This window comes from Streptomyces sp. NPDC002773 (assembly GCF_040295605.1).
GTDB lineage: Bacteria > Actinomycetota > Actinomycetes > Streptomycetales > Streptomycetaceae > Streptomyces.
Genome location: NZ_JBEOVO010000012.1, coordinates 79,883 through 105,462, shown reverse-complemented (window position 1 = coordinate 105,462; position 25,580 = coordinate 79,883). Strand labels below are relative to the sequence as shown.

General features: G+C 71.2%; 21 protein-coding genes and 1 riboswitch. Of the genes, 15 read left to right on the top strand and 6 right to left on the bottom strand.

What is annotated here, in order from left to right; all coding sequences use genetic code 11:
• The first annotated feature begins 85 nt into the window (after positions 1-85).
• The 3 genes from ABT034_RS17150 to ABT034_RS17140 all read left to right on the top strand — a co-directional run bounded on the left by ABT034_RS17150 (position 86) and on the right by ABT034_RS17140 (position 3,898).
• Positions 86-925 carry an NUDIX hydrolase gene (locus ABT034_RS17150; RefSeq protein WP_351215874.1) on the top strand — a complete coding sequence of 280 codons (840 nt, stop codon included), beginning with the start codon at positions 86-88 and terminating at the stop codon, positions 923-925.
• Between the two features lie 122 nt (positions 926-1,047).
• Complete coding sequence (locus ABT034_RS17145) at positions 1,048-2,850, top strand: ATP-binding cassette domain-containing protein (protein WP_351215872.1); 1,803 nt, start codon at positions 1,048-1,050, stop codon at positions 2,848-2,850.
• Positions 2,851-3,010: 160 nt separating this feature from the next.
• The gene (locus ABT034_RS17140) at positions 3,011-3,898 is read left to right on the top strand and encodes a FadR/GntR family transcriptional regulator (protein ID WP_351215870.1); all 888 of its coding nucleotides are present in this window, start codon (positions 3,011-3,013) and stop codon (positions 3,896-3,898) included.
• Positions 3,899-4,114: 216 nt separating this feature from the next.
• On the opposite strand, the gene ABT034_RS17135 is transcribed toward ABT034_RS17140, so the two are convergent.
• Complete coding sequence (locus ABT034_RS17135) at positions 4,115-4,345, bottom strand: hypothetical protein (protein ID WP_188266940.1); 231 nt, start codon at positions 4,343-4,345, stop codon at positions 4,115-4,117.
• Between ABT034_RS17135 and ABT034_RS17130 the strand changes: the two genes are divergently transcribed.
• Together ABT034_RS17130 and ABT034_RS17125 are read left to right on the top strand one after the other, a co-directional pair.
• Positions 4,278-5,825: an RNA polymerase sigma factor gene (locus ABT034_RS17130; protein ID WP_351216028.1), complete on the top strand. Its 1,548-nt coding sequence runs from the start codon at positions 4,278-4,280 to the stop codon at positions 5,823-5,825. The two genes, ABT034_RS17135 and ABT034_RS17130, sit on opposite strands and share 68 nt — an antisense overlap.
• A 154-nt stretch (positions 5,826-5,979) precedes the next feature.
• On the top strand, positions 5,980-6,798 hold the full coding sequence (locus tag ABT034_RS17125) for a serine protease (protein ID WP_351215868.1): 819 nt from the start codon (positions 5,980-5,982) through the stop codon (positions 6,796-6,798).
• A gap of 106 nt (positions 6,799-6,904) precedes the next feature.
• On the opposite strand, the gene ABT034_RS17120 is transcribed toward ABT034_RS17125, so the two are convergent.
• The gene (locus ABT034_RS17120) at positions 6,905-7,135 is read right to left on the bottom strand and encodes a DUF7455 domain-containing protein (protein ID WP_030211728.1); all 231 of its coding nucleotides are present in this window, start codon (positions 7,133-7,135) and stop codon (positions 6,905-6,907) included.
• A 432-nt stretch (positions 7,136-7,567) separates the two neighbouring features.
• On the opposite strand from ABT034_RS17120, the gene ABT034_RS17115 reads away from it, so the two are divergent.
• The 5 genes from ABT034_RS17115 (at position 7,568) to ABT034_RS17095 (ending at position 14,015) form a co-directional block, all read left to right on the top strand.
• Entirely contained in the window at positions 7,568-9,685 is a 2,118-nt protein-coding gene (locus ABT034_RS17115) for a DNA gyrase/topoisomerase IV subunit B (protein WP_351215865.1), read from the top strand.
• Positions 9,686-9,782: 97 nt separating this feature from the next.
• Entirely contained in the window at positions 9,783-10,997 is a 1,215-nt protein-coding gene (locus ABT034_RS17110) for a sensor histidine kinase (RefSeq protein WP_351215863.1), read from the top strand.
• A complete protein-coding gene (locus tag ABT034_RS17105; protein WP_351215861.1) occupies positions 10,994-11,824 on the top strand; it encodes a response regulator in 831 nt (276 codons plus the stop codon). The genes ABT034_RS17110 and ABT034_RS17105 overlap by 4 nt, the downstream gene beginning before the upstream one ends.
• Before the next feature lie 98 nt (positions 11,825-11,922).
• Entirely contained in the window at positions 11,923-12,426 is a 504-nt protein-coding gene (locus ABT034_RS17100; RefSeq protein WP_351215859.1) for a DUF485 domain-containing protein, read from the top strand.
• Positions 12,423-14,015 (top strand): monocarboxylic acid transporter, encoded by a 1,593-nt coding sequence (locus tag ABT034_RS17095; protein ID WP_351215857.1) that lies wholly within the window; start codon positions 12,423-12,425, stop codon positions 14,013-14,015. Before ABT034_RS17100 ends, ABT034_RS17095 begins: the two co-directional genes overlap by 4 nt.
• 72 nt (positions 14,016-14,087) lie before the next feature.
• Here the strand turns inward: ABT034_RS17095 and ABT034_RS17090 are convergent, their stop codons facing one another.
• Together ABT034_RS17090 and ABT034_RS17085 are read right to left on the bottom strand one after the other, a co-directional pair.
• Positions 14,088-14,777 (bottom strand): DUF7342 family protein, encoded by a 690-nt coding sequence (locus ABT034_RS17090; protein ID WP_351215855.1) that lies wholly within the window; start codon positions 14,775-14,777, stop codon positions 14,088-14,090.
• Entirely contained in the window at positions 14,774-16,465 is a 1,692-nt protein-coding gene (locus ABT034_RS17085; protein WP_351215853.1) for a sensor histidine kinase, read from the bottom strand. The genes ABT034_RS17090 and ABT034_RS17085 overlap by 4 nt, the downstream gene beginning before the upstream one ends.
• Positions 16,466-16,576: 111 nt before the next feature.
• Between ABT034_RS17085 and ABT034_RS17080 the strand changes: the two genes are divergently transcribed.
• Positions 16,577-17,626 carry a CobW family GTP-binding protein gene (locus ABT034_RS17080; RefSeq protein WP_351215851.1) on the top strand — a complete coding sequence of 350 codons (1,050 nt, stop codon included), beginning with the start codon at positions 16,577-16,579 and terminating at the stop codon, positions 17,624-17,626.
• Positions 17,627-17,656: 30 nt separating this feature from the next.
• Here the strand turns inward: ABT034_RS17080 and ABT034_RS17075 are convergent, their stop codons facing one another.
• Entirely contained in the window at positions 17,657-20,116 is a 2,460-nt protein-coding gene (locus ABT034_RS17075) for a DNA gyrase/topoisomerase IV subunit A (RefSeq protein WP_351215849.1), read from the bottom strand.
• A gap of 181 nt (positions 20,117-20,297) precedes the next feature.
• Between ABT034_RS17075 and ABT034_RS17070 the strand changes: the two genes are divergently transcribed.
• From ABT034_RS17070 to ABT034_RS17055, 4 genes are all read left to right on the top strand, one after another.
• Complete coding sequence (locus ABT034_RS17070) at positions 20,298-21,650, top strand: M16 family metallopeptidase (RefSeq protein ID WP_351215847.1); 1,353 nt, start codon at positions 20,298-20,300, stop codon at positions 21,648-21,650.
• The gene (locus tag ABT034_RS17065) at positions 21,647-23,044 is read left to right on the top strand and encodes a M16 family metallopeptidase (protein ID WP_351215845.1); all 1,398 of its coding nucleotides are present in this window, start codon (positions 21,647-21,649) and stop codon (positions 23,042-23,044) included. Before ABT034_RS17070 ends, ABT034_RS17065 begins: the two co-directional genes overlap by 4 nt.
• A gap of 259 nt (positions 23,045-23,303) precedes the next feature.
• A riboswitch (cyclic di-AMP (ydaO/yuaA leader) is annotated at positions 23,304-23,469 on the top strand.
• 12 nt (positions 23,470-23,481) lie between these two features.
• Positions 23,482-24,252, top strand: coding sequence for a M23 family metallopeptidase (locus ABT034_RS17060; protein WP_351215843.1), 771 nt, complete (start codon positions 23,482-23,484; stop codon positions 24,250-24,252).
• Positions 24,253-24,437: 185 nt separating this feature from the next.
• Complete coding sequence (locus tag ABT034_RS17055) at positions 24,438-25,121, top strand: GntR family transcriptional regulator (RefSeq protein WP_351215841.1); 684 nt, start codon at positions 24,438-24,440, stop codon at positions 25,119-25,121.
• Between the two features lie 152 nt (positions 25,122-25,273).
• Here the strand turns inward: ABT034_RS17055 and ABT034_RS17050 are convergent, their stop codons facing one another.
• Complete coding sequence (locus ABT034_RS17050; protein ID WP_015036698.1) at positions 25,274-25,555, bottom strand: HPr family phosphocarrier protein; 282 nt, start codon at positions 25,553-25,555, stop codon at positions 25,274-25,276.
• Positions 25,556-25,580: the final 25 nt, after the last annotated feature.

Genomic DNA, 25,580 nt, shown 5'->3' with positions numbered 1-25,580 from the left:
GGAAGGTTCGCGGCACGGCGAGGGAGTCGTCGCCGATGCTCCCGAGGGGCGTGTTTATCGTCAGGAAGACGACTATGATCGCCGCATGCCTCCCTACGACCCGTCGGCCTTTCCGCCTTTCGCCGTCACCGTCGATCTGGTCGTGCTCACCGTGCGCCGTCACGCGTTGTGCACCTTGGTCGTACGGCGGGGAGAAGCGCCGTACCAGGGGCGTTGGGCGCTGCCCGGCGGCTTCGTGCGCGCGGAGGAGGACCTCGGTGCCGCGGCGGCGCGCGAGCTGGTCGAGGAGACCGGTCTCTGCGCCCACGACCCCGCGGCCCCGCCCCCGGTGCCGAGTAACGGCGCGCACCTGGAGCAGCTCGCGACCTACGGAGCGCCCGACCGCGACCCGCGCATGCGCGTGGTCAGCGTCGCGCACCTGGCACTGGCTCCGGACCTTCCCGCGCCGAGGGCCGGGGGCGACGCGAACAGCGCCCGTTGGGCCCCCGTCGAGGAACTGCTCGGCGAGGATGTGATCGCCGGGTCGGTGGGGAGCACGGATGCGGCCGGAGACGCCGAGGACGCCGGAGACGCCGGGGATGCTGGGGACGAGGAGAAGGGCGGGGGCCCGGAGGCGCTCGCCTTCGATCACGCCCGGATCCTCGCCGACGGGGTGGAGCGCGCCCGCTCCAAGATCGAGTACTCCTCCCTGGCCACGGCCTTCTGCCCGCCGGAGTTCACGGTCGGAGAGCTGCGGCGGGTGTACGAGGCCGTCTGGGGCGTGTCCCTGGACCCGCGCAACTTCCACCGGAAGGTGACCGGCACGCCCGGCTTCCTGGTTCCGGCGGGCGGCACCACGACCCGTCAGGGCGGGCGCCCGGCCCAGCTCTTCAGGGCTGGTGGGGCCACTCTCCTCAATCCGCCGATGCTGCGTCCCGAGGTCTGACAGCCCGGTACATCCGGCGCTCCACGGCGCCAACCCTGCACTGAAAGTCCGAAATGTAGCGTTATCTTGCTGCGGTAGCGCCGCCCTGCCGCGGAGCGGTGTCACCTACCGCGAGAGAAGCGATGCTCCAGGCAATCGGACTGACCAGCATGCCCCGCCGTGATCGCCCGCCCGCCGTGGACGATCTGACCTTCGAGGCCCCGCCGGGCGCCGTGACCGCTCTCCTCGGTTCCTCCGGCTCCGGCAAGACCACCGCACTCCGGCTCATGCTCGAACTCGAGCCGGGCCGTGGGATCACCTATTTCCGCGGCCGCCCACTGCGCCGCATCGCCCACCCCCCGCGTGAGGTCGGTGTCCTCCTCGGTGACGTCCCCGGGCACCCCTCCCGCACGCTCCGGGGCCAACTGCGCATGCTCTGCGCCGCCACAGGGGCCCCCGCCTCCCGGGCCGAAGCCCTGACGCGGACCGTGGGGCTCACCGGACTGGAGCGCCGACGGCTCGGCACCCTCCCGATCGGTGCGGAGCGCCGACTCGGCCTCGCCTGCGCCCTGTTGGGGGCTCCCCACACCCTGCTGCTCGACGAGCCGGGCGCCCGCCTCTCCGTACCCGAGAGCGCATGGCTGTACGAGCTGCTGCGGGCGCACGCGGCCGACGGGGGAACCGTGCTCTACACCACGGAGGACCCGAAGGACGCGGCCCGCAACGCCGATCGGGTCGTCACCCTCGACCGCGGCCGGCTCGTCGCCGACCAGGACGCCGCCGAGTTCGCCCGCACCCGGCTGCGCCCCCGGGTCGCCGTCCGCACCCCGCAGGCCGCGAGGCTCGCCGCGGCCGTGACCCAGGAGGCCAGAGCGGCGCGCCGCCCGGTCGAGGTGGTGGCCGAGGGCGGCAGCCGTCTGTCCGTCTACGGGAGCGACTGCGCGGCCGTCGGGGACACGGCCTTCCGCCACGGCGTGCCCGTCCACCGGCTCGCCGCCGAGACCGGCGACGCCGGGCCGGCCCCCCGTACCGCGGAGGGCAGCCCCGAAGGCAACGGCCTTGCCCTGCGGGGCCGCGGGTCGGGGGCGTCCGACGCGGAGGCCTCCGATACCGCCCGGCCGCCCTTCGGGGCGGCGAGTGGCGCCGCCCCGACGGGTGGTGCCCGTAGGCCGGCCCGCTCGCCCCTGCGCCCCCTGCGGTACGAGATCCGTCGGCTGCTGGGGGTGCCGTCCACGTCGCTCGTCGTGGCGGCCGTCCTGCTCGCTTCCGTAGTGCTCGCCCTGCTCCTCGGGCGGGGCGGCCGTGTCGCGCTGCCCGCCGTTCTGGCCGGCTGGCCCGCGATCTCCCCGCTGCCGCCTGCGGCCCTCGGGGCCGGACTCCTCGGGGCCTTCTCGTTCGGCGAGGAGTACCGCTACCCCGCGCTCACCTCCGGCCGTGGCGCTGTGCCCCGCAGGCCCGGTCTGCTCCTTGCCAAGCTCGCCGTGGCGGCGGCCGTCGCCCTCGCGCTGGGGGTGGTCGTCGTTGCGGCCGACCTGGAGGCCCTGAGGTTCGTCTACGGCGCCGAGTTGATCACCGTACCGAAGAACTGGCCCACGCTCTGCGCGAGTTGGCTCGGGCTGCTCGTCGGCTGCGCCTGGGCCGGAGTGCTCGGCGCGGGGGTGTTCCGGGCCGCGGCGGCCGGTGTGGCGGCGGTCCTCGCGGTACCGGTCGCCTTCGTCCCCCTGTTGCAGAAGGTGCTGACAGGGCCGTCGGTGCGGTCGGCCGCCGGATTCCCGGCCCGGTTGCGCGAGTTCCTCGGTCCGCAGTGGTCTCCGGCGGCGGACCGCTGGCTGACCGGGGGGTTGCGCGTGGTCGGGCAGCCCGCGGGGGTGGCCCTCGCGCTGACGTTGACCGGGTTGCTCTGCGCTTATGTGCTCACTGGGCTTCGCCGTAAGGCCCGTTGGTGATCACTTACGGACCGAAAGGTTCCGGTTTGCGGTCAACTCCCTTGGAATCCGCCGCGTATGTCCGATAAATCGTCAATTGTGTAGGGGGTGCCGATCACCCTTTCGTGTGCTTTTCACCAAAGACCTCAAGGGTCACGGAGGCAACGCCGACAAAGGATGCGTGAGTACCCTTGCGCACACCATGATGACCGCCGCCCGCTCCGTCGACTCCGGCCTCGGCGCCCCGGGCGATCTCGACCGCTACCCCTACGCGGAGGCGCCCGCCGCCGGCCGCACGGGCCCGCCCTCGTGGGAGGGCGTGGACACCGACCTGGGCCGCGTCGGCCGCAGGAGCGCCGGCAACCGGGGCCGCGGGCTGCACGGGCAGCTCGTCCAGCAGCTCGGCCAGATGATCGTCTCCGGCGACCTCGGGGCCGACCGTCCGCTCGTCCCCGAAGAGATCGGTCAGCGGTTCGAGGTCTCGCGCACGGTGGTACGCGAGTCGCTGCGCGTCCTCGAGGCCAAGGGGCTCGTCAGCGCCCGCCCCAACGTCGGCACGCGGGTCAGGCCCGTCAGTGACTGGAACCTCCTGGACCCCGACATCATCGAGTGGCGCGCGTTCGGCCCGCAGCGCGACGACCAGCGGCGTGAGCTGAACGAGCTCCGCTGGACGATCGAGCCCCTGGCCGCTCGTCTCGCCGCCGGACACGGTCGGGAAGACGTTCAGCAGCGCCTCGCCGACATGGTCGAGATCATGGGCCACGCCTTCGCCCAGGGGGACGGCATCACCTTCTCCCGGGCCGACACCGAGTTCCACTCGCTGCTCATCCAGCTCGCCGGGAATCGGATGCTGGAGCACCTCTCCGGCATCGTCGGTGCCGCGCTCCAGGTCTCCGGCGGCCCCGTCACGGGCTGCGACCGGCCGAGCGAGGCCTGCCTCGGGCACCACGCCCGGATCGTGGACGCGCTCGCGGAGGGGGACGCGCTCGGCGCCGAGTCGGCCATGCGGCAGCTGCTCGTGGTCCACCCCGAGGTGGAGCGCGTCGTCCCCGCCCCCCGCGAACACTGACCCGCGGGTCATGGTCGGGAGCGCGCAGGTGCCGGCATCGCGTGCCGCCGGGTCCGAGCGCCACCCGGGGGATCCGGCAGGGATTCCCCGGGTGGCGCCAGGGTTCCGGCGGGACGGATGTACGCTGATCTACCCCTTTGTGTCGTTTTGTCGTGCATGAGGTGTGACTCGGGCCACGAAGATTGGGCGTAACACTCCTCCGAGCCGTGCGATGACCTAAGAGGTGACAGCCGAGGAAGGAATACAGCAGCCGATGGAGGCGCTGTGCAGTTCCCCGGTCCAGCCCGCGCCGTCGGCACATTCCCCGTCGACGGTCGTCGGCTCCAGCCCGATCCAGGGCGGGGCCGGAAGCCGTTTCCATCGTTCCGAGAGGTTGTTCGTGTCGGCCAGCACATCCCGTACGCTCCCGCCGGAGATCGCCGAGTCCGAGTCTGTGATGGCGCTCATCGAGCGGGGAAAGGCTGATGGGCAGATTGCCGGCGATGACGTGCGTCGGGCCTTCGAGGCTGACCAGATTCCGCCAACCCAGTGGAAGAATGTTCTGCGCAGCCTCAATCAGATCCTCGAGGAAGAGGGTGTGACGCTGATGGTCAGTGCAGCGGAGTCGCCGAAGCGCGCCCGCAAGAGCGTCGCAGCGAAGAGCCCGGCCAAGCGCACCGCCACCAAGACCGTCACTGCCAGGACGACCGTGACGAAGACCAGCGTCGCGGCCGCCTCGGCCTCTGCGGCAGAGGGCGCCGACCCGGCCGACGAGGCCGGATCCGTCGCCAAGAAGGCGGCAGCCAAGAAGACCGTCGCCAAGAAGGCGGTGGCGAAGAAGACCGTCGCCAAGAAGACGGCGGCGAAGAAGACCACGTCCAAGAAGGACGCCGACGAGGTCGTCGAGGGCGAAGAGCTGCTCGAGGACGTCGCGCCCGGCAAGGGCGAGGAAGAGGAGACCGAGGGCGAGAGCAAGGGCTTCGTCCTGTCCGACGACGACGAGGACGACGCTCCGGCGCAGCAGGTCGCCGTCGCCGGTGCCACCGCCGACCCGGTCAAGGACTACCTGAAGCAGATCGGCAAGGTCCCGCTGCTCAACGCCGAGCAGGAGGTCGAGCTCGCCAAGCGCATCGAGGCCGGCCTGTTCGCCGAGGACAAGCTGGCGAACTCGGACAAGCTCGCGCCGAAGCTCAAGCGCGAGCTGGAGATCATCGCCGAGGACGGCCGTCGGGCCAAGAACCACCTCCTGGAGGCCAACCTCCGTCTGGTGGTCTCCCTGGCCAAGCGCTACACCGGCCGCGGCATGCTCTTCCTGGACCTGATCCAGGAGGGCAACCTCGGTCTGATCCGCGCGGTCGAGAAGTTCGACTACACCAAGGGCTACAAGTTCTCCACGTACGCCACCTGGTGGATCCGTCAGGCGATCACCCGCGCCATGGCCGACCAGGCCCGCACCATCCGTATCCCGGTGCACATGGTCGAGGTCATCAACAAGCTCGCGCGCGTGCAGCGTCAGATGCTCCAGGACCTGGGCCGTGAGCCCACCCCGGAGGAGCTGGCCAAGGAGCTCGACATGACCCCTGAGAAGGTCATCGAGGTCCAGAAGTACGGTCGTGAGCCGATCTCCCTCCACACCCCGCTGGGTGAGGACGGCGACAGCGAGTTCGGCGACCTGATCGAGGACTCCGAGGCGGTCGTCCCGGCCGACGCGGTGAGCTTCACGCTCCTCCAGGAGCAGCTGCACTCCGTCCTCGACACGCTCTCCGAGCGTGAGGCGGGCGTCGTCTCGATGCGCTTCGGTCTCACCGACGGTCAGCCGAAGACGCTGGACGAGATCGGCAAGGTCTACGGCGTGACCCGCGAGCGGATCCGTCAGATCGAGTCGAAGACGATGTCGAAGCTGCGTCACCCGTCGCGTTCGCAGGTGCTGCGCGACTACCTCGACTGAGCCGTACACGCCACGGACACGAGGCACGGAGCGGTAGACGGAAGGGCCCGGTTCCCCCAGAGGGAGCCGGGCCCTCCGGCTGTGCGGGGGTGCATGGCGCGCGCGTGTGCTGGACGCTGGGTGAACCGACATCACCGGAGAGTCAGGAGACTTCATGCGTGGTTCTCTCACCCGGGCATTGGCGGGTGCTCTGGGCCTGGTCGCCGCAACGGCGGGGCAGGTCGCCACCGGCGCCCCCGTGGCCGCCGACAGTGTCGTGGTGGGTGGGCGCCCCGCCCAGATCAGGGACGCGCCCTGGGTCGTGGCGCTGTCCAGCCGTGACCGGTTCGGGGGTACGCGTGCGGGGCAGTTCTGCGGGGGCGTGGTGGTCGCGCCGACCAAGGTGCTCACGGCCGCCCACTGTCTGGGGCGGGAGGTGCTCGGCGGCGAGCCGTGGGAAGTGCGGGACTTCGCGGTCATCGCGGGCCGCGCCGCGCTGCGGGGGCAGGGCGGGCAGGAGGTACGGATCTCGGACACCTGGGTCAACCCCGACTACGACCCCACGACCAACTCGGGCGACCTCGCGGTGCTGACGCTGGTGAGCGCGCTCCCGCAGTCGTACGTGATCGGTGTCGCGCGCGCCGACGACGCGGTGCACACACCCGGCACGGAGGCGGAGGTCTACGGCTGGGGCGACACGACCGGCAGCGGGTCCTACGCTTCCACGCTACGGACGGCGCCCGTGCAGGTGTTGCCGGACAAGACGTGCGAGGGTGCGTACCCGGGCGTTCCCGGTGTCCCGTACCGGGGCGACACGATGCTGTGCGCGGGGGACCCGCAGGGCGGCAGGGACGCGTGCCAGGGGGACAGCGGAGGCCCGCTCGTGGCCAAGGGCCTTCTCATCGGCCTGGTGTCCTGGGGCAGCGGCTGCGGGCAGGCGGAGAACCCGGGTGTCTACACACGCGTCTCGGCGGTGCTGCCGACGCGCATCTGACACTCGCTGAGATACGAGAACGGGCGGTCACCCCCCCCTTGGAACGCGGGGGTGACCGCCCGCCGTCCGGTCAGACCGGATCTGGGCTCGTCGTGGTTGCGAAGCGTCAGTGCTCGTCGCCCACAGTGCGGGCCGGCACGTCCGTCAGCCGGTCCGTCTCATCCTGTATCTCAACGGCGATCTTCTTGAGTTCCGGCTCGAACTTGCGTCCGTGGTGGGCGCAGAAGAGCAAGTCACCTCCGCTGGTCAGGACGACACGCAGGTATGCCTGGGCGCCGCAGCGGTCGCAGCGGTCAGCGGCCGTCAGGGGGCTCGCGGGGGTCAGAACAGTAGTCACGTCGCCTCTTCTCTAGCTCGACGAGCTGTCGTACCAGGGTCAACATCCAACCAGGCCGAAAACGTTCCCGCTCGTGGCTTTTTCTTGAAACTTCTTCCAAGGTGGCTGTCTGCTGCCGGTTGGCGGCGAATGAGCCGTATTGCTTCGCTCTACGGATTTCGCGTTGCTTGTGTAGGTCAGTCCTCCCGGCGCGGTTGCCGGTTGTTGATGAGGACGTGCCCGGAGCCTAAATGGTTCATGCCTGGAAGGGAACGTGATGTGCGCGTCACCCCATCGAGGGATCGAACATCCATACGACTCTGGACTAGCATGAGGAAACCGGGAGGGTGGCGTTACAACGGCTCTACCAGGCATCGGTACCCTCTGACCGGTGACCGACGCCGGGCCTTACCCCATCGGGCCAGATTTCAAATTCAGCGAGGAGCGAACCGCGTGACCGCCGAAACGTCCGTGCCGTCCAGTGCGCTGCTGACCGCAGACCGTGACGGTTCCAACTACACCGCGCGGCACCTGCTCGTACTCGAAGGGCTCGAAGCGGTCCGCAAGCGCCCCGGTATGTACATCGGGTCCACCGACAGCCGCGGCCTGATGCACTGCATCTGGGAAATCATCGACAACTCGGTCGACGAGGCCCTCGGTGGCTACTGCGACCACATCGAAGTCATCCTCCACGACGACGGATCCGTGGAGGTCCGGGACAACGGCCGGGGCATCCCGGTCGACGTCGAGCCGAAGACCGGACTCTCCGGAGTCGAGGTCGTCATGACGAAGCTGCACGCCGGCGGAAAGTTCGGCGGCGGCTCGTACGCGGCGTCCGGCGGTCTCCATGGCGTCGGTGCCTCCGTCGTCAACGCCCTGTCGGCCCGCCTCGACGTCGAGGTCGACCGGAACAGCGCCACGCACTCGATCAGCTTCCGCCGCGGTGTCCCGGGCATCTTCACGGAGCAGGGCCCCGACAGCCCCTTCGATCCGGCCAACGGCCTCCTCAAGGGCAAGCGCGTCCCCAAGACCCGCACCGGCACCCGCGTCCGCTACTGGGCGGACCGGCAGATCTTCCTCAAGGACGCCAAGCTCTCCCTGGAGACGCTGCACCAGCGTGCCCGCCAGACCGCCTTCCTCGTGCCCGGCCTCACCATCGTCGTGCGCGACGAGCGCGACCTGGCGGGCATCGGCAAGAGTGAGGAGACGTTCCGCTTCGACGGCGGCATCAGCGAGTTCTGCGAGTACCTCGCGCAGGACAAGGCCGTCTGCGACATCCAGCGCCTCACCGGCCAGGGCACCTTCAAGGAGACCGTCCCCGTCCTCGACGAGCGCGGCCACATGACCCCGACCGAGGTCACCCGCGAGCTCGCCGTCGACATCGCCCTGCGCTGGGGCACCGGCTACGACTCCCTGGTCAAGTCCTTCGTCAACATCATCGCCACGCCGAAGGGCGGCACCCACGTCTCGGGCTTCGAGCAGGCCGTCACCAAGACGGTCAACGAGGTGCTGCGCTCGGCGAAGATGCTGCGCGTCGCCGAGGACGACATCGTCAAGGACGACGCCCTGGAAGGGCTCACGGCCGTCGTGACGGTCCGCCTCGCCGAGCCGCAGTTCGAGGGGCAGACCAAGGAGGTCCTCGGAACCTCCGCCGCGCGCCGGATCGTCGCGAACGTGGTCGCCAAGGAGCTCAAGGCCTTCCTCACCTCCACCAAGCGGGACGACAAGGCGCAGGCGCGCGCCGTACTGGAGAAGGCCGTCGCCGCGGCCCGCACCCGGATCGCCGCGCGGCAGCACAAGGAGGCGCAGCGCCGGAAGACCGCGCTCGAGTCCTCCTCGCTGCCGGCCAAGCTGGCCGACTGCCGCAGCGACGACGTGGAGCGCAGCGAACTCTTCATCGTCGAGGGCGACTCGGCCCTCGGTACGGCCAAGCTCGCCCGCAACAGCGAGTTCCAGGCCCTGCTGCCCATCCGCGGCAAGATCCTCAACGTCCAGAAGTCGTCCGTGTCGGACATGCTGAAGAACGCCGAGTGCGGGGCGATCATCCAGGTCATAGGAGCGGGCTCGGGCCGCACCTTCGACATCGACGCGGCCCGCTACGGGAAGATCGTCCTCCTCGTCGACGCCGACGTCGACGGCGCGCACATCCGCTGCCTGCTCCTGACGCTCTTCCAGCGCTACATGCGGCCCATGGTGGAGGCCGGGCGGGTCTTCGCGGCCGTGCCGCCGCTGCACCGGATCGAACTCGTCCAGCCCAAGAAGGGCCAGGACAAGTACGTCTACACGTACTCGGACAACGAGCTGCGGCAGACCCTGCTGGAGTACCAGCGCAAGGGGATCCGCTACAAGGACGCCATCCAGCGCTACAAGGGCCTGGGCGAGATGGACGCCGACCAGCTCGCGGAGACCACGATGGACCCGCGCCACCGCACTCTGCGCCGGATCAACATCGGCGACCTGGACGCGGCGGAGCAGGTCTTCGACCTCCTCATGGGCAATGACGTGGCTCCCCGCAAGGAGTTCATCACCGGCTCGGCGGCGACCCTCGACCGTTCGCGCATCGACGCCTGAGTCGCTCCACCCGTGGGTGGAGCCGGAAGCTCCACCCACGGGCCGATCACAGGGCCGCCGACTCTCCGTAGCATCGTCATAACGGAGGGGGATGGTCATGGACGGGAAGCGCGGCCGAACACGTACCAGGGGCGACACGAGCCAGGAGAGTTCCTGGAGGTCCTGGCCGGCGCGGGAGGCGCTCACACGCGTGGGCGTGCCCCGGGGCCGGGTCGTCATCGACTACAGCACCATCGCGGCCCTGAGCGTGTGGGTGGTGGCCGGCTGCTACACCTCGGGGGTGTTCGACGGCTGGTACGCACCTCTGCCACCGCTCGGGTTCGGGCTCTGCGTGGCGGCGGCCCTGGGCTATCACCACACGACCCTCGACCACCGGCCGGTGGCGTCACTGGGGCTCCTCGGGGTGATGGCGCTCTGCGGGCTCGGGGCCCACGTGGCGGGCGCCCCTACGCCGGCGACCGTGATGTGGATAGTCGTCTCGATCATGGCGATGGAGCGGCTGCCGCTGCCCGCCGGCGTGGCCACCGTGGCAGTACTGGTGCCCGGGTTCGCGCAGGCCGACGAGAGCGGGATCCTGGGAGCCGCCCTCACGACAGGGGCCGTGCTGCTCGCGGGCTACTCGCTCAGACTGGACGCCCAGGCGCGCGGGGCGGGGTTCCAACTGCTCGCCCAGGAGCGGCTCGCCAGGGAGGCCGAGGCCGCGTCGGCCGCGCTCGCCGAGCGGGCCAGGATCGCCCGCGAGATACATGACGTGCTCGCCCACAGCCTCTCCGCACAGATGGTGCACCTGGAGGTCGCCCGGCTCCAGATCGAGGCGGGCGCGGACCGGGCGGAGATACTCAAGCTCGTGACCTCGGCCCGTGCCATGGCCAGGGAGGGACTCGCGGAGACCCGGCACGCGTTGTCGGCGCTGCGCGGCGACATGGTGCCCGTCGAGGACTATCTGCGGGAGCTGGCACGGGAGGACCGTGCCGAGGTCGACGTCAGCGGCGAACGTCGCCACCTGCCTGTCGAGGCGTCCCAGGCGGTGCGGCGGGTCGCACAGGAGGCCCTGACGAACGTACGCAAACACGCTCCCGGCGCCCGGACCGTGATCCGGTTCGCCTACGAGGCCGAAGGCATCTCCCTGGAGATACGCGACTCCGGGCCGCCACCGACAGCCGAAGGAGCCCCGGTGGGACACGGGCTCGGCTCCTCCGGCTCCGGGTACGGGCTGCTCGGCATGAGGGAGCGGGCCGAACTGCTCGGCGGCAGCCTGGACGCCGGACCTGAGGGCCCGGGGTTCGCCGTGCGGCTGCGGGTGCCGGCATGAGTGAGGGCGAGGCGACCCGGGTCGTTCGGGTGGTCGTCGCTGACGACCAGGCCGTGGTGCGTGAGGGGATCGTGATGCTGCTCGGGCTGCTCCCCGGGGTCGAGGTCGTCGGGGCGGCGCGGGATGGGGAGGAAGCGGTGGCGGTGACCGGTGAACTCGCGCCCGACGTGGTCCTGATGGATCTGCGGATGCCCCGGTGTGACGGGGTCGAGGCCACCCGCCGGATCCGCGATCGGCACCCCGGGACGGAGGTCGTCGTGCTTACCACGTACGCCGACGACGACTCGCTGTTCCCGGCGCTCCGGGCGGGGGCGCGGGGGTACCTGACCAAGGACGCGGGAGGGGAGGAGATCGTACGGGCCTTGCGGGATGTGACCGACGGGCGAGCGGGCCTTTCGCCCTCGGTGCAACGGCGGCTGCTGGAGCAGCTGTTGGGCCGGAACGGCGGGACCGACCGGACCGACCGGGCCGGCGGGACCGACCGGACCGACCGGGCCGGCGGGACCGACCGGACCGACCGGACCGGCGGGGCAGAGCGGACCGGCGGGACAGAGCGGAGCGAGTCGGCTGAAGGGGCCGAGGTCTTCGGTGGGCCTGTTGTTCCGGGGGCCGAGGGGCTCACCGAGCGGGAGACGGAGGTGCTCGTGCTCGTGGCCGACGGGCTCTCCAACCAGGAGATCGCCGGGCGGTTGCGGATCTCCACGGCGACGGTGAAGACCCACATCAACAACCTCTTCGCCAAGACGGGGGTGCGCGACCGGGCGCAGGCCGTGCGGTACGCATATCAGCACGGGTTGGTCAGGGCACCTGGGAGGAGAGTCACCTGATGGGGTGAACAGAAGGAGGAGAAGAGTCCGGGATCTTCCCGCTCTGTCCATCCTTGGGCACGCGGCCGAAACGGTTCGCTGACAAGGAGAGTTGGCCGGTGGAGCAGGTGGACAAGCAGGAGGGGCTCGACGCTTCGGCGATGCCGGTCGGCGACCCCGGGTACGACGCGACGGCCTCCGGCCGCGACGAGCGGGCCGAGACCGGGGGGCCCGGCGACGGCCGCCCTGACGCGGTGCCGCGGCAGCGGCCCGCCGCGCCCACCGCGGTCCACAGTACGGCGGAGATCTACCTGGAAGTGCAGCGGAGCCCCGCCTTCCAGGAAGTACGCAGCCGCTACCGCCGGTTCGTCTTCCCGGCCGCCCTCGCGTTCCTCCTCTGGTACCTCGCCTATGTCGTGGCGGCGACCGCCGCACCGGGGCTCATGGCCCGGCCGGTCGCCGGAGTGGTGAACGTGGCGATGGTCGCGGGGCTCGGGCAGTTCCTCACCACCTTCCTGCTGACCTGGGCCTACGCGCGTCATGCGCGGTTGCGCAGGGACCGGGCCGCGCTGGACCTGCGCTGGGACACACAGGAGATGACCCGAGGCGCGGTGCAGCCGTGACGGGAGACCACCAGACCCTGGCGCTCCTGCTGTTCAGCGCCTTCATCGCCGTCACCCTGGGGATCACCACCTGGGTGAGCCGCAACCGGCACGGGTCGGCGGAGGAGTTCTACGCCGGCGGCAGGCTGTTCTCTCCTCTGGAGAACGGATTCGCCATCGCCGGTGACTACATGTCCGCGGCCTCCTTCCTCGGGATCTCCGGGCTGATCGCGCTCTACGGCTACGACGGCATGCTGTACTCCGTCGGATTCCTCGTCGCCTGGCTGGTCGTGCTGCTGCTCGTGGCCGAACTGGTCCGCAACTGCGGCAGGTTCACGCTGGCCGACGTGCTCGCCGCGCGGATGGCCGAGCGTCCCGTGCGGATCGCCGCGGGAACGTCCTCGGTGGCCGTCTCCGTGCTGTACCTCGTCGCCCAGATGGTGGGTGCCGGAAGCCTCGTCGCCCTGCTGCTCGGCGGCACCAGCGAGGCGGCCCGCTCGTGGACGGTGATCGGTGTGGGCGCGCTGATGGTGATCTACGTGTCGCTCGGCGGCATGCGGGCCACCACCTGGATCCAGATCGTCAAGGCCGTCCTGCTCATGGCAGGCACGATCGCGCTCACCGTCCTCGTCCTGCTCCGGTTCCACGGCGATGTGAACAACCTGCTCTCCACCGCGGCCGAACGCAGCGGCCACGGGCTGGGATTCCTCGCCCCGGGACTCCGCTACGGCGGGGACTGGACGGCCCGCCTCGACTTCATCAGCCTCGGCCTCGCCCTGGTCCTGGGTACCGCGGGACTACCCCACATCCTGTCGCGCTTCTACACCGTGCCGACCGCCAGGGCCGCCCGTCGCTCCGTCGTCTGGGCCATCGGGCTCATCGGGAGCTTCTACCTGATGACCATCGTGCTCGGCTTCGGCGCGGCGGCCCTGATCGGCTCCGACCAGGTCCGCTCCTCCAACGCGTCCGGGAACACCGCCGTACCGCTGCTCGCCCTCGACCTCGGCGGGGGAGCGGGTTCCACCGGCGGCACCGTGCTCTTCGCGATCGTCGCCGCCGTCGCGTTCGCGACCATCCTCGCCGTCGTCGCCGGGATCACTCTCGCCTCCTCGGCCTCCGTCGCCCACGACCTGTACAGCTCGCTGCGGCGGCGGCACGCGAAGCAGTACAGCGAGGTGACCGTGGCCCGGATCGCCGCGGCGGTGATCGGCGCGGCCGCGATCGGCCTGGGGCTGCTCGCCCGCGATCTCAATGTGGCGTTCCTCGTCGGCCTCGCCTTCGCGGTCGCGGCCTCTGCCAACCTGCCGGTGCTGCTCTACTCGCTGTTCTGGCGGAAGTTCACCACCCGGGGCGCGGTCTGGTCGGTGTACGGCGGACTGGTCCCCGCGGTGCTGCTCGTGCTGGTCTCGCCGGTCGTCTCCGGCAGTCCCGAAGCGCTGTTCCCCGGCGTCGACTTCCACCTCTTCCCGCTGCAGAACCCAGGGGTGGTCTCCATCCCGCTCGGATTCCTCGCGGGCTGGATCGGGACGGTCACCTCCACCGAGCCGCCCGACGAGGCGCGGCACGCCGAGGCCGAGGTGCGGGCGCTGACCGGGGCGGGAGCCGTCTGACGGGCCGCAGGCCGACCTTGGCCGACCCGACGGAACCGAACGGAACCGATCGGCCCCGCTGCCCCGGGTGGCTCAGCCGCTCGGTGGGGAGCTCACCCAGACGTAGCGGTGTTCGGGGCGGCCGGTCTCGCCGTACCGGAGCGAGAGACGCACGCGACCGGTGCGTTCGAGGAGCTTGAGATAGCGCTGCGCCGTCTGACGGCTGACCCCGGCCCGCTCCGCGATCTCCTGCGCGGACAGCGGCGCATCGGCGGCGAGCAGGACCTGGCGGACCAGTTCCGCCGTGGTGGGGGAGTGCCCCTTGGGCAGGTCGGGGGTGACCGAGCCGGCGGACAGAGCCCCGAAGATGCGGTCCACTTCGGCCTGCTCCGCCTCGCCGCCGCTCTCCAGGGTGCGGCGGAGCGTCGCGTACGCCTCCAGTCTGGCGCGCAGTCCGGCGAAGTTGAACGGCTTGACCAGGTACTGGAGGGCGCCGTGCCGCATCGCCGCCTGCACCGTGGCCACGTCCCGGGCCGCCGTCACCATGATCACGTCGCACTGGTGGCCGCGCGCGCGGAGCTCCCGTACGGCCGCGAGCCCGTTATCGTCCGGGAGGTAGTGGTCGAGGAGGATCAGGTCCACCGGGTGCTCGTCCAGGGCGGCGAGCGCTTCGGCGGTCGAGTGGGCGGTGGCGGCGACCCGGAAGCCGGGCACCTTTGCGACGTACGCGGCGTTGATCCGGGCCACCCGCACGTCGTCGTCGACGACGAGGACATCGATCATCGCGCCCCCTCGGCCGGTTCAGGTGCACCGGACACTTCGGAGGGCAGGTCGGGGTCGGGTTCCGGTTCGGTCAGGGCGTCCGGGACGACGACGGTGAACTCGGCGCCCCCGTCGGGCCCCCCGGCCACGCGGGCGGTGCCGCCGCGGCGCTCGGCGAGCCGGCGCACGAGAGGGAGGCCGATCCCCCGCTTTCCGTGGGACGGAAGCACCTTCGTCGTCCAGCCCTCCGTGAAGATCAGCTCGCGGCTCTCCTCCGGAACGCCCGGGCCGCTGTCCGTGACCCGCAGCACGACCGTACGGCCCTCGGTGCGGAAGGAGACGTCGATGCGGGCGCCGGGAGTGCCCGCCACGGCGTCCAGGGCGTTGTCGACCAGGTTCCCGACGACCGTGACCAGTTCACGCGGGTCGACGAGCCGGTCCGGCAGCAGCGAGGCCGGGGCGATCCGCAGCGAGACGCCCCGCTCCGCGGCGACCGTGGCCTTGCCGACCAGGAGTGCGGCGAGCAGCGGATCGTGGACCTTCTCCATGACCTGCTCGGCGGTGGCCCGGTGCACGCCGACCACCTCCGTGACGAACTCGACCGCCTCCTCGTGCATCTCCAGCTCCAGGAGTCCGAGGAGGGTGTGCAGCCGGTTCGCGTGCTCGTGGTCCTGGGCGCGGAGGGCGTCGATCAGCCCCCGGGTGGAGTCCAGCTCGCGCCCGAGCCGCTCCAGCTCGGTACGGTCGCGGAGGGTCGCCACGGCGCCGCCGTCGTCGGTCGGCATCCGGTTGGCGATCAGCACCCGGTGCCCCCGCACGGTGACCAGGTCCTCGCCGGTCACCCGGCCCGCGAGGACGTCGGCGGTACGGCCACGGCCGAGGACCTCGTCGAGCGGCCGGCCCGCCGCCTCGGGGCCGAGACCGAGCAGCCGCTGCGCCTCGTCGTTCATGAGCCGCACGGAGCCGTTGCGGTCCAGGGCCACGACCCCCTCGCGGATGCCGTGCAGCATGGCCTCGCGTTCGGCGAGCAGCGCAGAGATGTCGGAGAAGGCCAGGTCATGGGTCTGCCGCTGGAGGCGCCGGGAGATCAGGTACGCGGCGAGGGCGCCGGCCGCGAGCGCCCCGCCCGCGTAGGCGAGCAGCCCCGGGATCGCGGCGAGGAGCCGGTCGCGGACGCTGTCGTACTCGATGCCGACCGACACGGCGCCGACGATCCGCCCGTCCGCGTCCCGCAGCGGCGTCTTCCCGCGGGCCGAGCGGCCCAGGGTGCCGCTGTCGATCTCCATCACGTCGCGCCCGGCGAGGGCGGTGCTCGGGTCCGTGGAGACACGTCTGCCGATCTCGGCGGGATCGGTGTGCGACCAGCGCACCCCGCGCGTGTCCATGACCACCACGTACTCGGCGCCCGTCGATATCCGGATCCGCTCGGCCTCCGCCTGCACCGGGCCCCGCGCCGACGGCGGGGTCGTGGTGAGGTCCGCGGCCAGCCGCGGTGACGCGGTGGTCCCGGCGATGGCCAGGGCGCGCCGCATGGCCTGGTCGTCGAGCTGGGCGCTGAGCGGGGCGAGGAACAGCCCGGTGGCGAGGACGGTCACCCCGGTCGCGATGGCCAGCTGCATCAGCAGGACCTGCGAGAACACCCGCTGGGGCCAACCGAACCGCCGTCGGCGCGCGAGGGGGCGCGGGGGGCTGGTCTGTGCGGGGCTCATGCTGAAAAGGTACGGGGCCGCGCTCCGGGACCGGAAACGGTGCCGGAGCGGGTGCCTATTCTGGGGGTTTCCCACGGCCGTGGGACACGAAGGAAACCGGAGGCACGTCCCTTGACCACGCAGCAGATCCCCGTCGTCGTCCTGGCCGGGTTCCTCGGGGCCGGGAAGACCACGCTCCTCAACCACCTGCTGCGCAGCGCCCGGGGCACCCGTATCGGCGTCATGGTCAACGACTTCGGCGACATCGGCATCGACGCGATGACCGTCGCCGGGCAGGTCGGCTCCACCGTCTCCCTCGGCAACGGCTGCCTCTGCTGCGCCGTCGACGCGAGCGAACTCGACGAGTACCTGGAGATCCTCACCCGCCCCGAGTCCCGCCTCGACGTCATCGTGATCGAGGCGAGCGGCCTCGCCGAGCCGCAGGAACTCGTCCGTATGGTGCTCGCCAGCGAGAACGAGCGGATCGTGTACGGAGGACTCGTCCAGGTCGTCGACGCGGCCGAGTTCTCCGCGACCCGGCAGCGGCACCCCGAGACCGACCGGCATCTGCCGATCGCCGACCTCGTCGTCGTGAACAAGGCCGACCGGGTCACCGGCGACCAGCTGGGTGCCGTCCGCGAGGCGGTGGCCGGTCTTGCCGGGAAGGCCGTCGTGGTCGAGGCCACCCACGGGCGGATCGACCCGGAGCTGCTCTTCGACCGGGTGGTGCCCGAGGGGGAGATCGAGGGGCAGCTGTCCATCGAGGACATCCTGTACGGCGAGGACGAGCCGCACGCCCACCCGCACACGGGGTACGAGACGGTGTCCCTGACGGCCGCGGCCCCGCTGCAGCCGCGCCGGCTCATGGCCTTCCTGGACGCGCGGCCCGAAGGCCTCTACCGGATCAAGGGCTTCGTCGACTTCGGCGTCGCCGACCCGGACAACCGCTACAGCGTGCACGCCGTCGGCCGGTTCCTGCGCTTCTACCCCGAGCGGTGGCCCGAGGACGAGGAGCGGCTCACCCAGCTCGTCCTGATCGGTTCCGGCATCGACGCGGCCGGCCTGCGCAAGGAACTGGCCGAGTGCGAGCAGAACGGCCCGCAGGACGCCCCCGACGAGCACAGCATGTGGGGCGTCCTGCGGTACGTACAGCAGACGGAGGAAGAGCCGGAGGCGTCCTAGGGCCGGGGACGCCTCCCGTCCGGACCGGAACTAGCTCGGCTGCCCCGCCACCACGTCCACCGGGCGGGGGAGCGGCGTGCCCGAGCCGTCGCGGCGGGGGTCCACCTCCGGGAGCTCCACCGGGGTGCCGGTCTTCTGCGCGGCGCGGGCAGGCGCGGCGCCCGCCCAGGCCAGGATCAGGACGTCCTCGCCCCTCAGGAAGCGCTGGCAGCGGACGCCGCCGGTGGCCCGGCCCTTGCGCGGGTACTGGTCGAAGGGCGTCAGCTTCGCCGACGTACCCGCCGAGGAGTCCAGGGTGCCCGTGGAGCCCGCGACCGTGAAGACGACGGCGTCCGCCGCCGGGTCGACGGCCGTGAACGAGAGCACCTCGGCGCCCGCCGTCAGCTTGACGCCCGCCATGCCGCCGGCCGGGCGGCCCTGGGGCCGTACCTGCGCGGCCGGGTAGCGGAGGAGCTGGGCGTCGGAGGTGATGAAGACCAGGTCCTCCTCGCCCGTCCGCAGCTCGGTCGCGCCGACGATCCGGTCACCGTCCTTGAGGGTGATGACCTCCAGCTCCTCCTTGTTCGCCGGGTAGTCCGGCACCACGCGCTTCACCACGCCCTGGAGCGTGCCGAGGGCGAGCCCCGGCGAGGACTCGTCGAGCGTGGTGAGGCAGACCACGGTCTCGTCGTCCTCCAGGGACAGGAACTCGGACAGGGGCGCGCCGCCCGCGAGGTTCGGCGCGCTCGCGGTGTCCGGGAGCTGCGGCAGGTCGATCACCGCGATCCGCAGCAGCCGCCCCTCCGAGGTCACCGCGCCGATGTCGCCGCGCTGCGTGGCGGCCACCGCCGACAGGATCACGTCGTGCTTGACGCGCTTCGCGTCCGGGTCGGCCTCCGGCAGCTCCGCCGTCGCCGTACGGGCGAGCAGTCCGGTGGAGGACAGCAGCACCCGGCACGGGTCGTCCGCGACCTCCAGGGAGACGGCCGCGACGGGCGCGCCCGCCGACTCGAGCAGAACGGTCCGCCGGTCCGTCGCGAACTTCTTGGCGACCGCGGCCAGTTCCGCCGAGACCAGCTTGCGCAGCTCCGCGTCGGAGTCCAGGATTCCGGTCAGCTCGTCGATCTCGCCGTTGAGCCGGTCGCGCTCGCTCTCCAGTTCAATCCGGTCGAACCTGGTGAGGCGGCGCAGCGGGGTGTCCAGGATGTACTGCGTCTGGATCTCGCTCAGGGAGAAGCGCTCCATCAGGCGCTCCTTGGCCTGCGCGGAGTTGTCGCTCTCCCGGATGAGGGCGATGACCTCGTCGATGTCGAGCAGCGCGATGAGCAGACCGAGCACGAGGTGGAGCCGGTCGCGCTTCTTGGTCCTGCGGAACTCGGAACGTCGCCGGACCACCTCGAAACGATGGTCGAGGTAGACCTCGAGGAGCTCCTTGAGGCCGAGGGTGAGCGGCTGGCCGTCGACGAGCGCCACGTTGTTGATGCCGAAGGACTCCTCCATCGGCGTCAGCTTGTAGAGCTGCTCGAGGACCGCCTCCGGCACGAAGCCGTTCTTGATCTCGATGACCAGGCGCAGGCCGTGGTTGCGGTCGGTGAGGTCCTTGACGTCCGCGATGCCCTGGAGCTTCTTGGAGCCGACCAGGTCCTTGATCTTGGAGATGACCTTCTCAGGGCCGACCGTGAAGGGCAGCTCGGTCACGACGATGCCCTTGCGGCGCGCCGTCACGGTCTCCACGCTCGTCGTGGCGCGGATCTTGAATGAGCCGCGGCCCGATTCGTACGCGTCCTTGATGCCGGAGAGGCCGACGATCCGGCCGCCGGTCGGCAGATCGGGTCCGGGCACGAAACGCATCAGCGTCTCGAGGTCGGCGCCCGGGTGGCGGATCAGATGGCGGGCGGCGGCGATGACCTCGCCGAGGTTGTGCGGGGGCATGTTCGTCGCCATGCCGACCGCGATGCCCGACGCGCCGTTGACCAGCAGGTTCGGGTACGCGGCGGGCAGCGCCACCGGCTCCCGCTCCTGGCCGTCGTAGTTCGGCGTGAAGTCGACCGTGTCCTCGTCGATGGACTCGGTCATGAGCAGCGCGGCCGGGGCCATCCGCGACTCGGTGTACCGCATGGCGGCCGGCGGGTCGTCGTTGCCGAGGGAACCGAAATTGCCGTGGCCGTCGACGAGGGGGAGGCGCATGGAGAACGGCTGCGCCATGCGGACCATCGCGTCGTAGATGGACGCGTCGCCGTGCGGGTGCAGCTTGCCCATCACCTCGCCGACGACGCGGGCGCACTTGACGAAGCCGCGGTCGGGGCGGAGCCCCATCTCGCCCATCTGGTAGACGATGCGGCGCTGGACGGGCTTCATGCCGTCCCTGGCGTCGGGGAGGGCACGCGAGTAGATCACCGAGTACGCGTACTCGAGGAAGGAGCCCTGCATCTCGTCGACGACGTCGATGTCGAGGATTCGCTCCTCGAACGCGTCGTCCGGCGGCGGTGTCTTCGTGCTGCGGCGGGCCATCGCGGCTGCGGCTCCTTCACCAACAAGGTTGATCTGACGCGGACCATTGTGGACCGTGCCACCGACAACGCCGACCGCGACCCGGAAGAGGGACATCTCCCGGGGGCGGGAACTTCGCCAGGTGTCGGCGCGCTTGCATACAGTGGCAGGACTTTTTCACATCGCGATCGAAGGGACGTACATGCCCATGGGTCACACGGCCACGGCCGAGGCCGGCTCCGGCGGCCTGACAGCGACCGAGCACCGGTTGGCGAACGGCCTGCGCGTGGTGCTCTCGGAGGACCACCTGACCCCGGTCGCCGCGGTCTGCCTCTGGTACGACGTCGGCTCGCGTCACGAGGTCCCTGGCCGCACGGGCCTCGCCCACCTCTTCGAGCACCTGATGTTCCAGGGCTCGAAGCAGGTCCACGGCAACGGGCACTTCGAGCTGGTGCAGGGCGCGGGCGGCTCGCTCAACGGCACGACGAGCTTCGAGCGCACCAACTACTTCGAGACCATGCCCACGCACCAGCTGGAGCTCGCGCTCTGGCTGGAGGCCGACCGCATGGGCTCGCTGCTCGCCGCGCTGGACGACGAGTCCATGGAGAACCAGCGGGACGTCGTCAAGAACGAGCGCCGCCAGCGTTACGACAACGTGCCGTACGGCACGGCCTTCGAGAAGCTGACCGCCCTCGCCTACCCCGAGGGCCACCCGTACCACCACACGCCCATCGGCTCCATGGCCGACCTGGACGCGGCCACCCTGGAGGACGCGCGGAACTTCTTCCGCACGTACTACGCCCCGAACAACGCGGTGCTTTCGGTCGTCGGCGACATCGACCCGGAGCAGACCCTCGCCTGGGTCGAGAAGTACTTCGGTTCCATCCCCGGCCACGACGGCAAGCCCGCACCGCGCCCCGGCGACCTGCCCGAGGTCATCGGCGAGCAGCTCCGTGAGGTCGTCGAGGAGGAGGTCCCGGCCCGCGCGCTGATGGCCGCCTACCGGCTGCCCCACGACGGCACGCGCGAGTGCGACGCCGCCGACCTGGCCCTGACGGTCCTCGGCGGTGGCGAGTCGTCCCGTCTGCACAACCGCCTGGTCCGCCGCGACCGCACGGCCGTCGCCGCCGGCTTCGGCCTGCTGAGGCTCGCCGGAGCGCCCTCGCTCGGCTGGCTGGACGTCAAGACCTCCGGAGGCGTCGAGGTCCCGCAGATCGAGGCGGCCGTCGACGAGGAGCTCGCCCGGTTCGCCGCCGAGGGCCCCACGCCGGAGGAGATGGAGCGCGCGCAGGCCCAGTTGGAGCGCGAGTGGCTCGACCGCCTCGGCACCGTCGCGGGCCGCGCCGACGAACTGTGCCGGTACGCCGTGCTGTTCGGCGACCCGCAGCTCGCCCTCACGGCCGTCGACCGGGTCCTGGACATCACCGCCGACGAGGTGCGGGCGGCCGCCGCGGCCAAGCTGCGCCCCGACAACCGCGCGGTGCTCGTCTACGAGCCCCTGGCGGCCGAACTGAGCGACAGCGACAGCGACGACGAAGAGGGAGCGGACCAGTGACCGACGCTGCCGTGTCTTTGACGAGCATGGACTTCCACCCGCAGCCGGAGCCCGGCGCCGCCAGGCCCTGGGCCTTCCCCGCCCCGGACCGCGGGAAGCTGGACAACGGCCTGACGCTGCTGACCTGCCACCGTCCCGGCCAGCAGGTCGTGGCCGTGGAGCTCTTCCTGCCGGCCCCGCTGGACGCCGAGCCCGCCGGTCTCGACGGTGTCGCCACCATCATGGCCCGCGCGCTCACCGAGGGCACGGACCAGCGCGGTGCCGAGGAGTTCGCGGCCGAGCTCGAGCGCTGCGGCGCCACGCTCGACGCGCACGCCGACCACCCGGGCGTACGGGTCTCCCTTGAGGTACCCGTCTCCCGGCTGCCCAAGGCGCTCGGGCTGCTCTCCGAGGCGCTGATCGCCCCGGCGTTCCTGGACACCGAGATCGAGCGCCTGGTGCAGAACCGGCTCGACGAGATCCCGCACGAGACGGCCAATCCGGCCCGTCGCGCCGCCAAGCAGCTCTCCAAGGAGCTCTTCCCGGCCGAATCGCGGATGGCGCGGCCACGCCAGGGCACCGAGGAGACCGTCGAGGCGATCGACGCGGCCGCGGTCCGCGCCTTCTACGAGGCGTACGTCCGGCCCGCCACGGCCACCGCCGTGGTCGTCGGCGACCTGACCGGCGTGGACCTGGACAAGGTCCTCGCCGAGACCCTGGGCACCTGGACCGGTGAGCCGGCCGAGCCGCTCCCGATGCCGCCGATCTCGGCCGACGACACCGGACGGGTCGTCATCGTCGACCGACCCGGCGCCGTCCAGACCCAGTTGCTGATCGGCCGGATCGGCCCCGACCGGCACGACCGCGTCTGGTCGGCCCAGGTCCTGGGCACGTACTGCCTCGGCGGCACCCTCACCTCGCGCCTCGACCGGGTGCTGCGGGAGGAGAAGGGCTACACGTACGGGGTGCGTGCCTTCGGGCAGGTGCTGCGCTCCGACAGCCAGGGGAACGGTGCCGCGATGCTCGCCATCAGCGGTTCCGTCGACACGCCCAACACCGGCCCGGCGCTTGACGACCTGTGGAAGGTGCTGCGGACGCTGGCCGCCGAGGGCCTCACCGACGCCGAGCGCGAGACGGCCGTGCAGAACCTGGTCGGGGTCGCCCCGCTCAAGTACGAGACGGCCGCCTCGGTCGCCGGGACGCTGGCCGACCAGGTCGAGCAGCACCTCCCCGACGACTACCAGGCCCAGTTGTACGCACGGCTCGCCGAGACCGGCACGGTCGAGGCGACCGCGGCCGTGGTCAGCGCCTTCCCGGTGGACCGGCTCGTCACCGTGCTCGTGGGTGACGCGGCGCAGATCGCGGACCCGGTGCGCGCGCTCGGCATCGGTGAAGTCACCGTCGTGACCGGCTGATTCCGGCTCCCGACCGGGGCTCCGACCGGCTCCAACCTGGCTCTGACCAGGCTCCCGACCCGGCTCCGACCCGGTAAGGGGAGGGCTCCGACGGCATGTTTCGTCGGAGCCCTCCCCTTTGTCCGTATTGAACGCAAGGGTGATCGTTTGCCCTGTGGCATGTCTTACAAACTGGCGAGTCCGGTTGGTGATTGAAAGACGATCCGCATAGCGTCGGTGCGTCTGTTCGGCAGTTGCACCCGCCGCACCCGCGGCACCCGGACAGTCATCGCCGAGTCCCCGTCAGGCGCGAGCCTGGGGAGCCGGGGACCCACACGTAGTCCCTGGGGTGAATCGGGCGCCTTCGTCTCGTACGGAGGGGCTCGTAGGAGACCTTCCTGCTCCGAACCCGTCAGCTAACCCGGTAGGCGAGAAGGAAGGAAAGGATCAGCCACTACATGGCGTTCACCCGTGCCACCGGGAAGCATCGTGGGCCGAGCCGGATGGCGCGCCGCAGCGTGGGCATCGCCGGCGCCGCGACCCTGGCCACCACCGGCGTCATCGGAACCCTCGCTTCCCCGGCGCTCGCCGCCGACGCGGACAACCGCTCCGCCGAGGACACCGGCCTCACCAAGGTGATCACCGAGGACTCCCTCGTGGACCGGATCAACGCCCAGGCCGCCGCCCAGGAGCAGGAGGCCTTCGAGGCCGCCGCCAAGGCGAAGGCCGAGGCCGAGGCGAAGCGCAAGGCGGAGGCCCGCGCCAAGGAGATCCGCGAGGCGGAGGAGCGCGCCGCCCGTGAGGCCGAGCGCCGCCGCCTGAACTCCTTCCAGCTCCCCGTCGCCGGCTCGTACGTCTCCACCGGCTACCAGACCGGCGGCTCGCTCTGGTCCTCCGGCAGCCACTCCGGCGTCGACTTCCACGCCGGGTACGGCAGCAGCGTCGTCTCCGTCGGCTCCGGCACCGTCGTCGAGGCCGGCTGGGGTGGCGCGTACGGCAACAACATCGTCATCCGGATGAACGACGGCACGTACACCCAGTACGGCCACCTCTCCTCCATCGGCGTGTACGTCGGCCAGAGCGTCGAACCGGGCGAGGAGATAGGCATCTCCGGCTCGACCGGCAACTCGACCGGCCCGCACCTCCACTTCGAGGCGCGCACGAGCTCCGAGTACGGCTCCGACATCAACCCGCTCGCCTACCTCCGCGCGCGCGGCGTCAGCGTCTGACGCGGACGCCCGCCCCGCGTCGCAAAAGCCCCGGCTCGTGCTGAGCCGGGGCTTTTCGTCGGTCAAAAAGGCTTCCATATTTCGCTGAGGCATCGGAAATTCCGGCGCGCTGCAATAGAGTCGCAGATCGGGCGCAGAACAGGCGTCGCAGAATTGTCTCGCGCAGACCAAGGCGGAGGTCGGACATGCGCATTCCCGCGCACTCGGTATGCACGGCGATCCGGGACGACATCGTCTCCGGCGTCTTCGAGCGGGGCAGCCGGCTGACCGAGGAACAGCTCGCCCGCCGGTACGGGGTCTCCCGCGTCCCGGTCCGCGAGGCCCTGCGCACCCTGGAGTCCGAGGGCTTCGTCGTCACCCGCCGCCACGCGGGCGCGCACGTCGCCGAGCCCACCGAACAGGAGGCGGCCGACCTGCTCGACATGCGGGCGCTGCTCGAACCGCTGGGCGCCGCACGGGCCGCCCAGCGGCGCACCGAGGCCCACCTCAAGGTGCTGCGGGGCCTGGTCAGGCTGGGGCAGGAGCGGGCCAGGCGGGGTCAGGGCGAGGATCTGCGCTCGCTCGGCGGCTGGTTCCACGAGACGCTGGCACAGGCCTCCGGCAGCCCGGCCCTGACGGCGCTGCTGACGCAACTGCGCCACAAGATCGCCTGGATGTACGCGGTCGAGCAGCCCGCGCAGCCGGTGGAGGCCTGGGCCGAGCACGGCGCGATCGTGGACGCCGTGGCGCGCGGTGACGCCGAGCGCGCGCGGGCGCTGACCGCGGTGCACGCGGAACGCTCGCAGCCGCTGCACCGGCTCAAAAGGCCGGAGCGCGGGCGTGTGAGGGTTTCGCAACATGTCGTCAACACGGCGAGCGCCCGGAATTAACGCGCACGCCGTATACAAAGAATAGTAATTCCGCAGTCCGCGTTCCGTGCTGCCCAAAAGCGGGCCGAATCGGGTCGGTGGAAATGCGAAAGGCCGTGGCCACCGGAATTCCGGCAGCCACGGCCTTTCGTCGTACGGGGGGGCGACCCGGATCAGACGGTCTCGGGGAGCTCGTCGAGACCCTCGGCGACCAGCTTCGCCAGACGGTCCAGAGCGGCCTCGGCGCCGTCGGCCTCCGAGGCGAGGACGATCTCCTCGCCGCCCTGCGCGCCCAGGCCGAGCACCGCGAGCATGGAAGCGGCGTTCACCGGGGTGCCGTCGGACTTGGCGATCGTCACCGGAACGCCGGAAGCCGTGGCGGCACGGACGAAGATGGACGCGGGGCGGGCGTGCAGGCCCTCGGCCCAGCCGACGTTGACGCGGCGCTCAGCCATGGTGTTGCCCTTCAAGTCTTAAGCG

What these genes read in the sequence shown, in the direction of transcription:
- ABT034_RS17090 (WP_351215855.1), bottom strand. Translation starts at nt 14,777, where the DNA reads ATGATCGATGTCCTCGTCGTCGACGACGACGTGCGGGTGGCCCGGATC.
- ABT034_RS17110 (WP_351215863.1), top strand. Translation starts at nt 9,783, where the DNA reads ATGGACGGGAAGCGCGGCCGAACACGTACCAGGGGCGACACGAGCCAG.
- ABT034_RS17085 (WP_351215853.1), bottom strand. Translation starts at nt 16,465, where the DNA reads ATGAGCCCCGCACAGACCAGCCCCCCGCGCCCCCTCGCGCGCCGACGG.
- ABT034_RS17055 (WP_351215841.1), top strand. Translation starts at nt 24,438, where the DNA reads ATGCGCATTCCCGCGCACTCGGTATGCACGGCGATCCGGGACGACATC.
- ABT034_RS17135 (WP_188266940.1), bottom strand. Translation starts at nt 4,345, where the DNA reads ATGAGCGCCATCACAGACTCGGACTCGGCGATCTCCGGCGGGAGCGTA.
- ABT034_RS17075 (WP_351215849.1), bottom strand. Translation starts at nt 20,116, where the DNA reads ATGGCCCGCCGCAGCACGAAGACACCGCCGCCGGACGACGCGTTCGAG.
- ABT034_RS17145 (WP_351215872.1), top strand. Translation starts at nt 1,048, where the DNA reads ATGCTCCAGGCAATCGGACTGACCAGCATGCCCCGCCGTGATCGCCCG.
- ABT034_RS17125 (WP_351215868.1), top strand. Translation starts at nt 5,980, where the DNA reads ATGCGTGGTTCTCTCACCCGGGCATTGGCGGGTGCTCTGGGCCTGGTC.
- ABT034_RS17150 (WP_351215874.1), top strand. Translation starts at nt 86, where the DNA reads ATGCCTCCCTACGACCCGTCGGCCTTTCCGCCTTTCGCCGTCACCGTC.
- ABT034_RS17105 (WP_351215861.1), top strand. Translation starts at nt 10,994, where the DNA reads ATGAGTGAGGGCGAGGCGACCCGGGTCGTTCGGGTGGTCGTCGCTGAC.
- ABT034_RS17060 (WP_351215843.1), top strand. Translation starts at nt 23,482, where the DNA reads ATGGCGTTCACCCGTGCCACCGGGAAGCATCGTGGGCCGAGCCGGATG.
- ABT034_RS17070 (WP_351215847.1), top strand. Translation starts at nt 20,298, where the DNA reads ATGCCCATGGGTCACACGGCCACGGCCGAGGCCGGCTCCGGCGGCCTG.
- ABT034_RS17050 (WP_015036698.1), bottom strand. Translation starts at nt 25,555, where the DNA reads ATGGCTGAGCGCCGCGTCAACGTCGGCTGGGCCGAGGGCCTGCACGCC.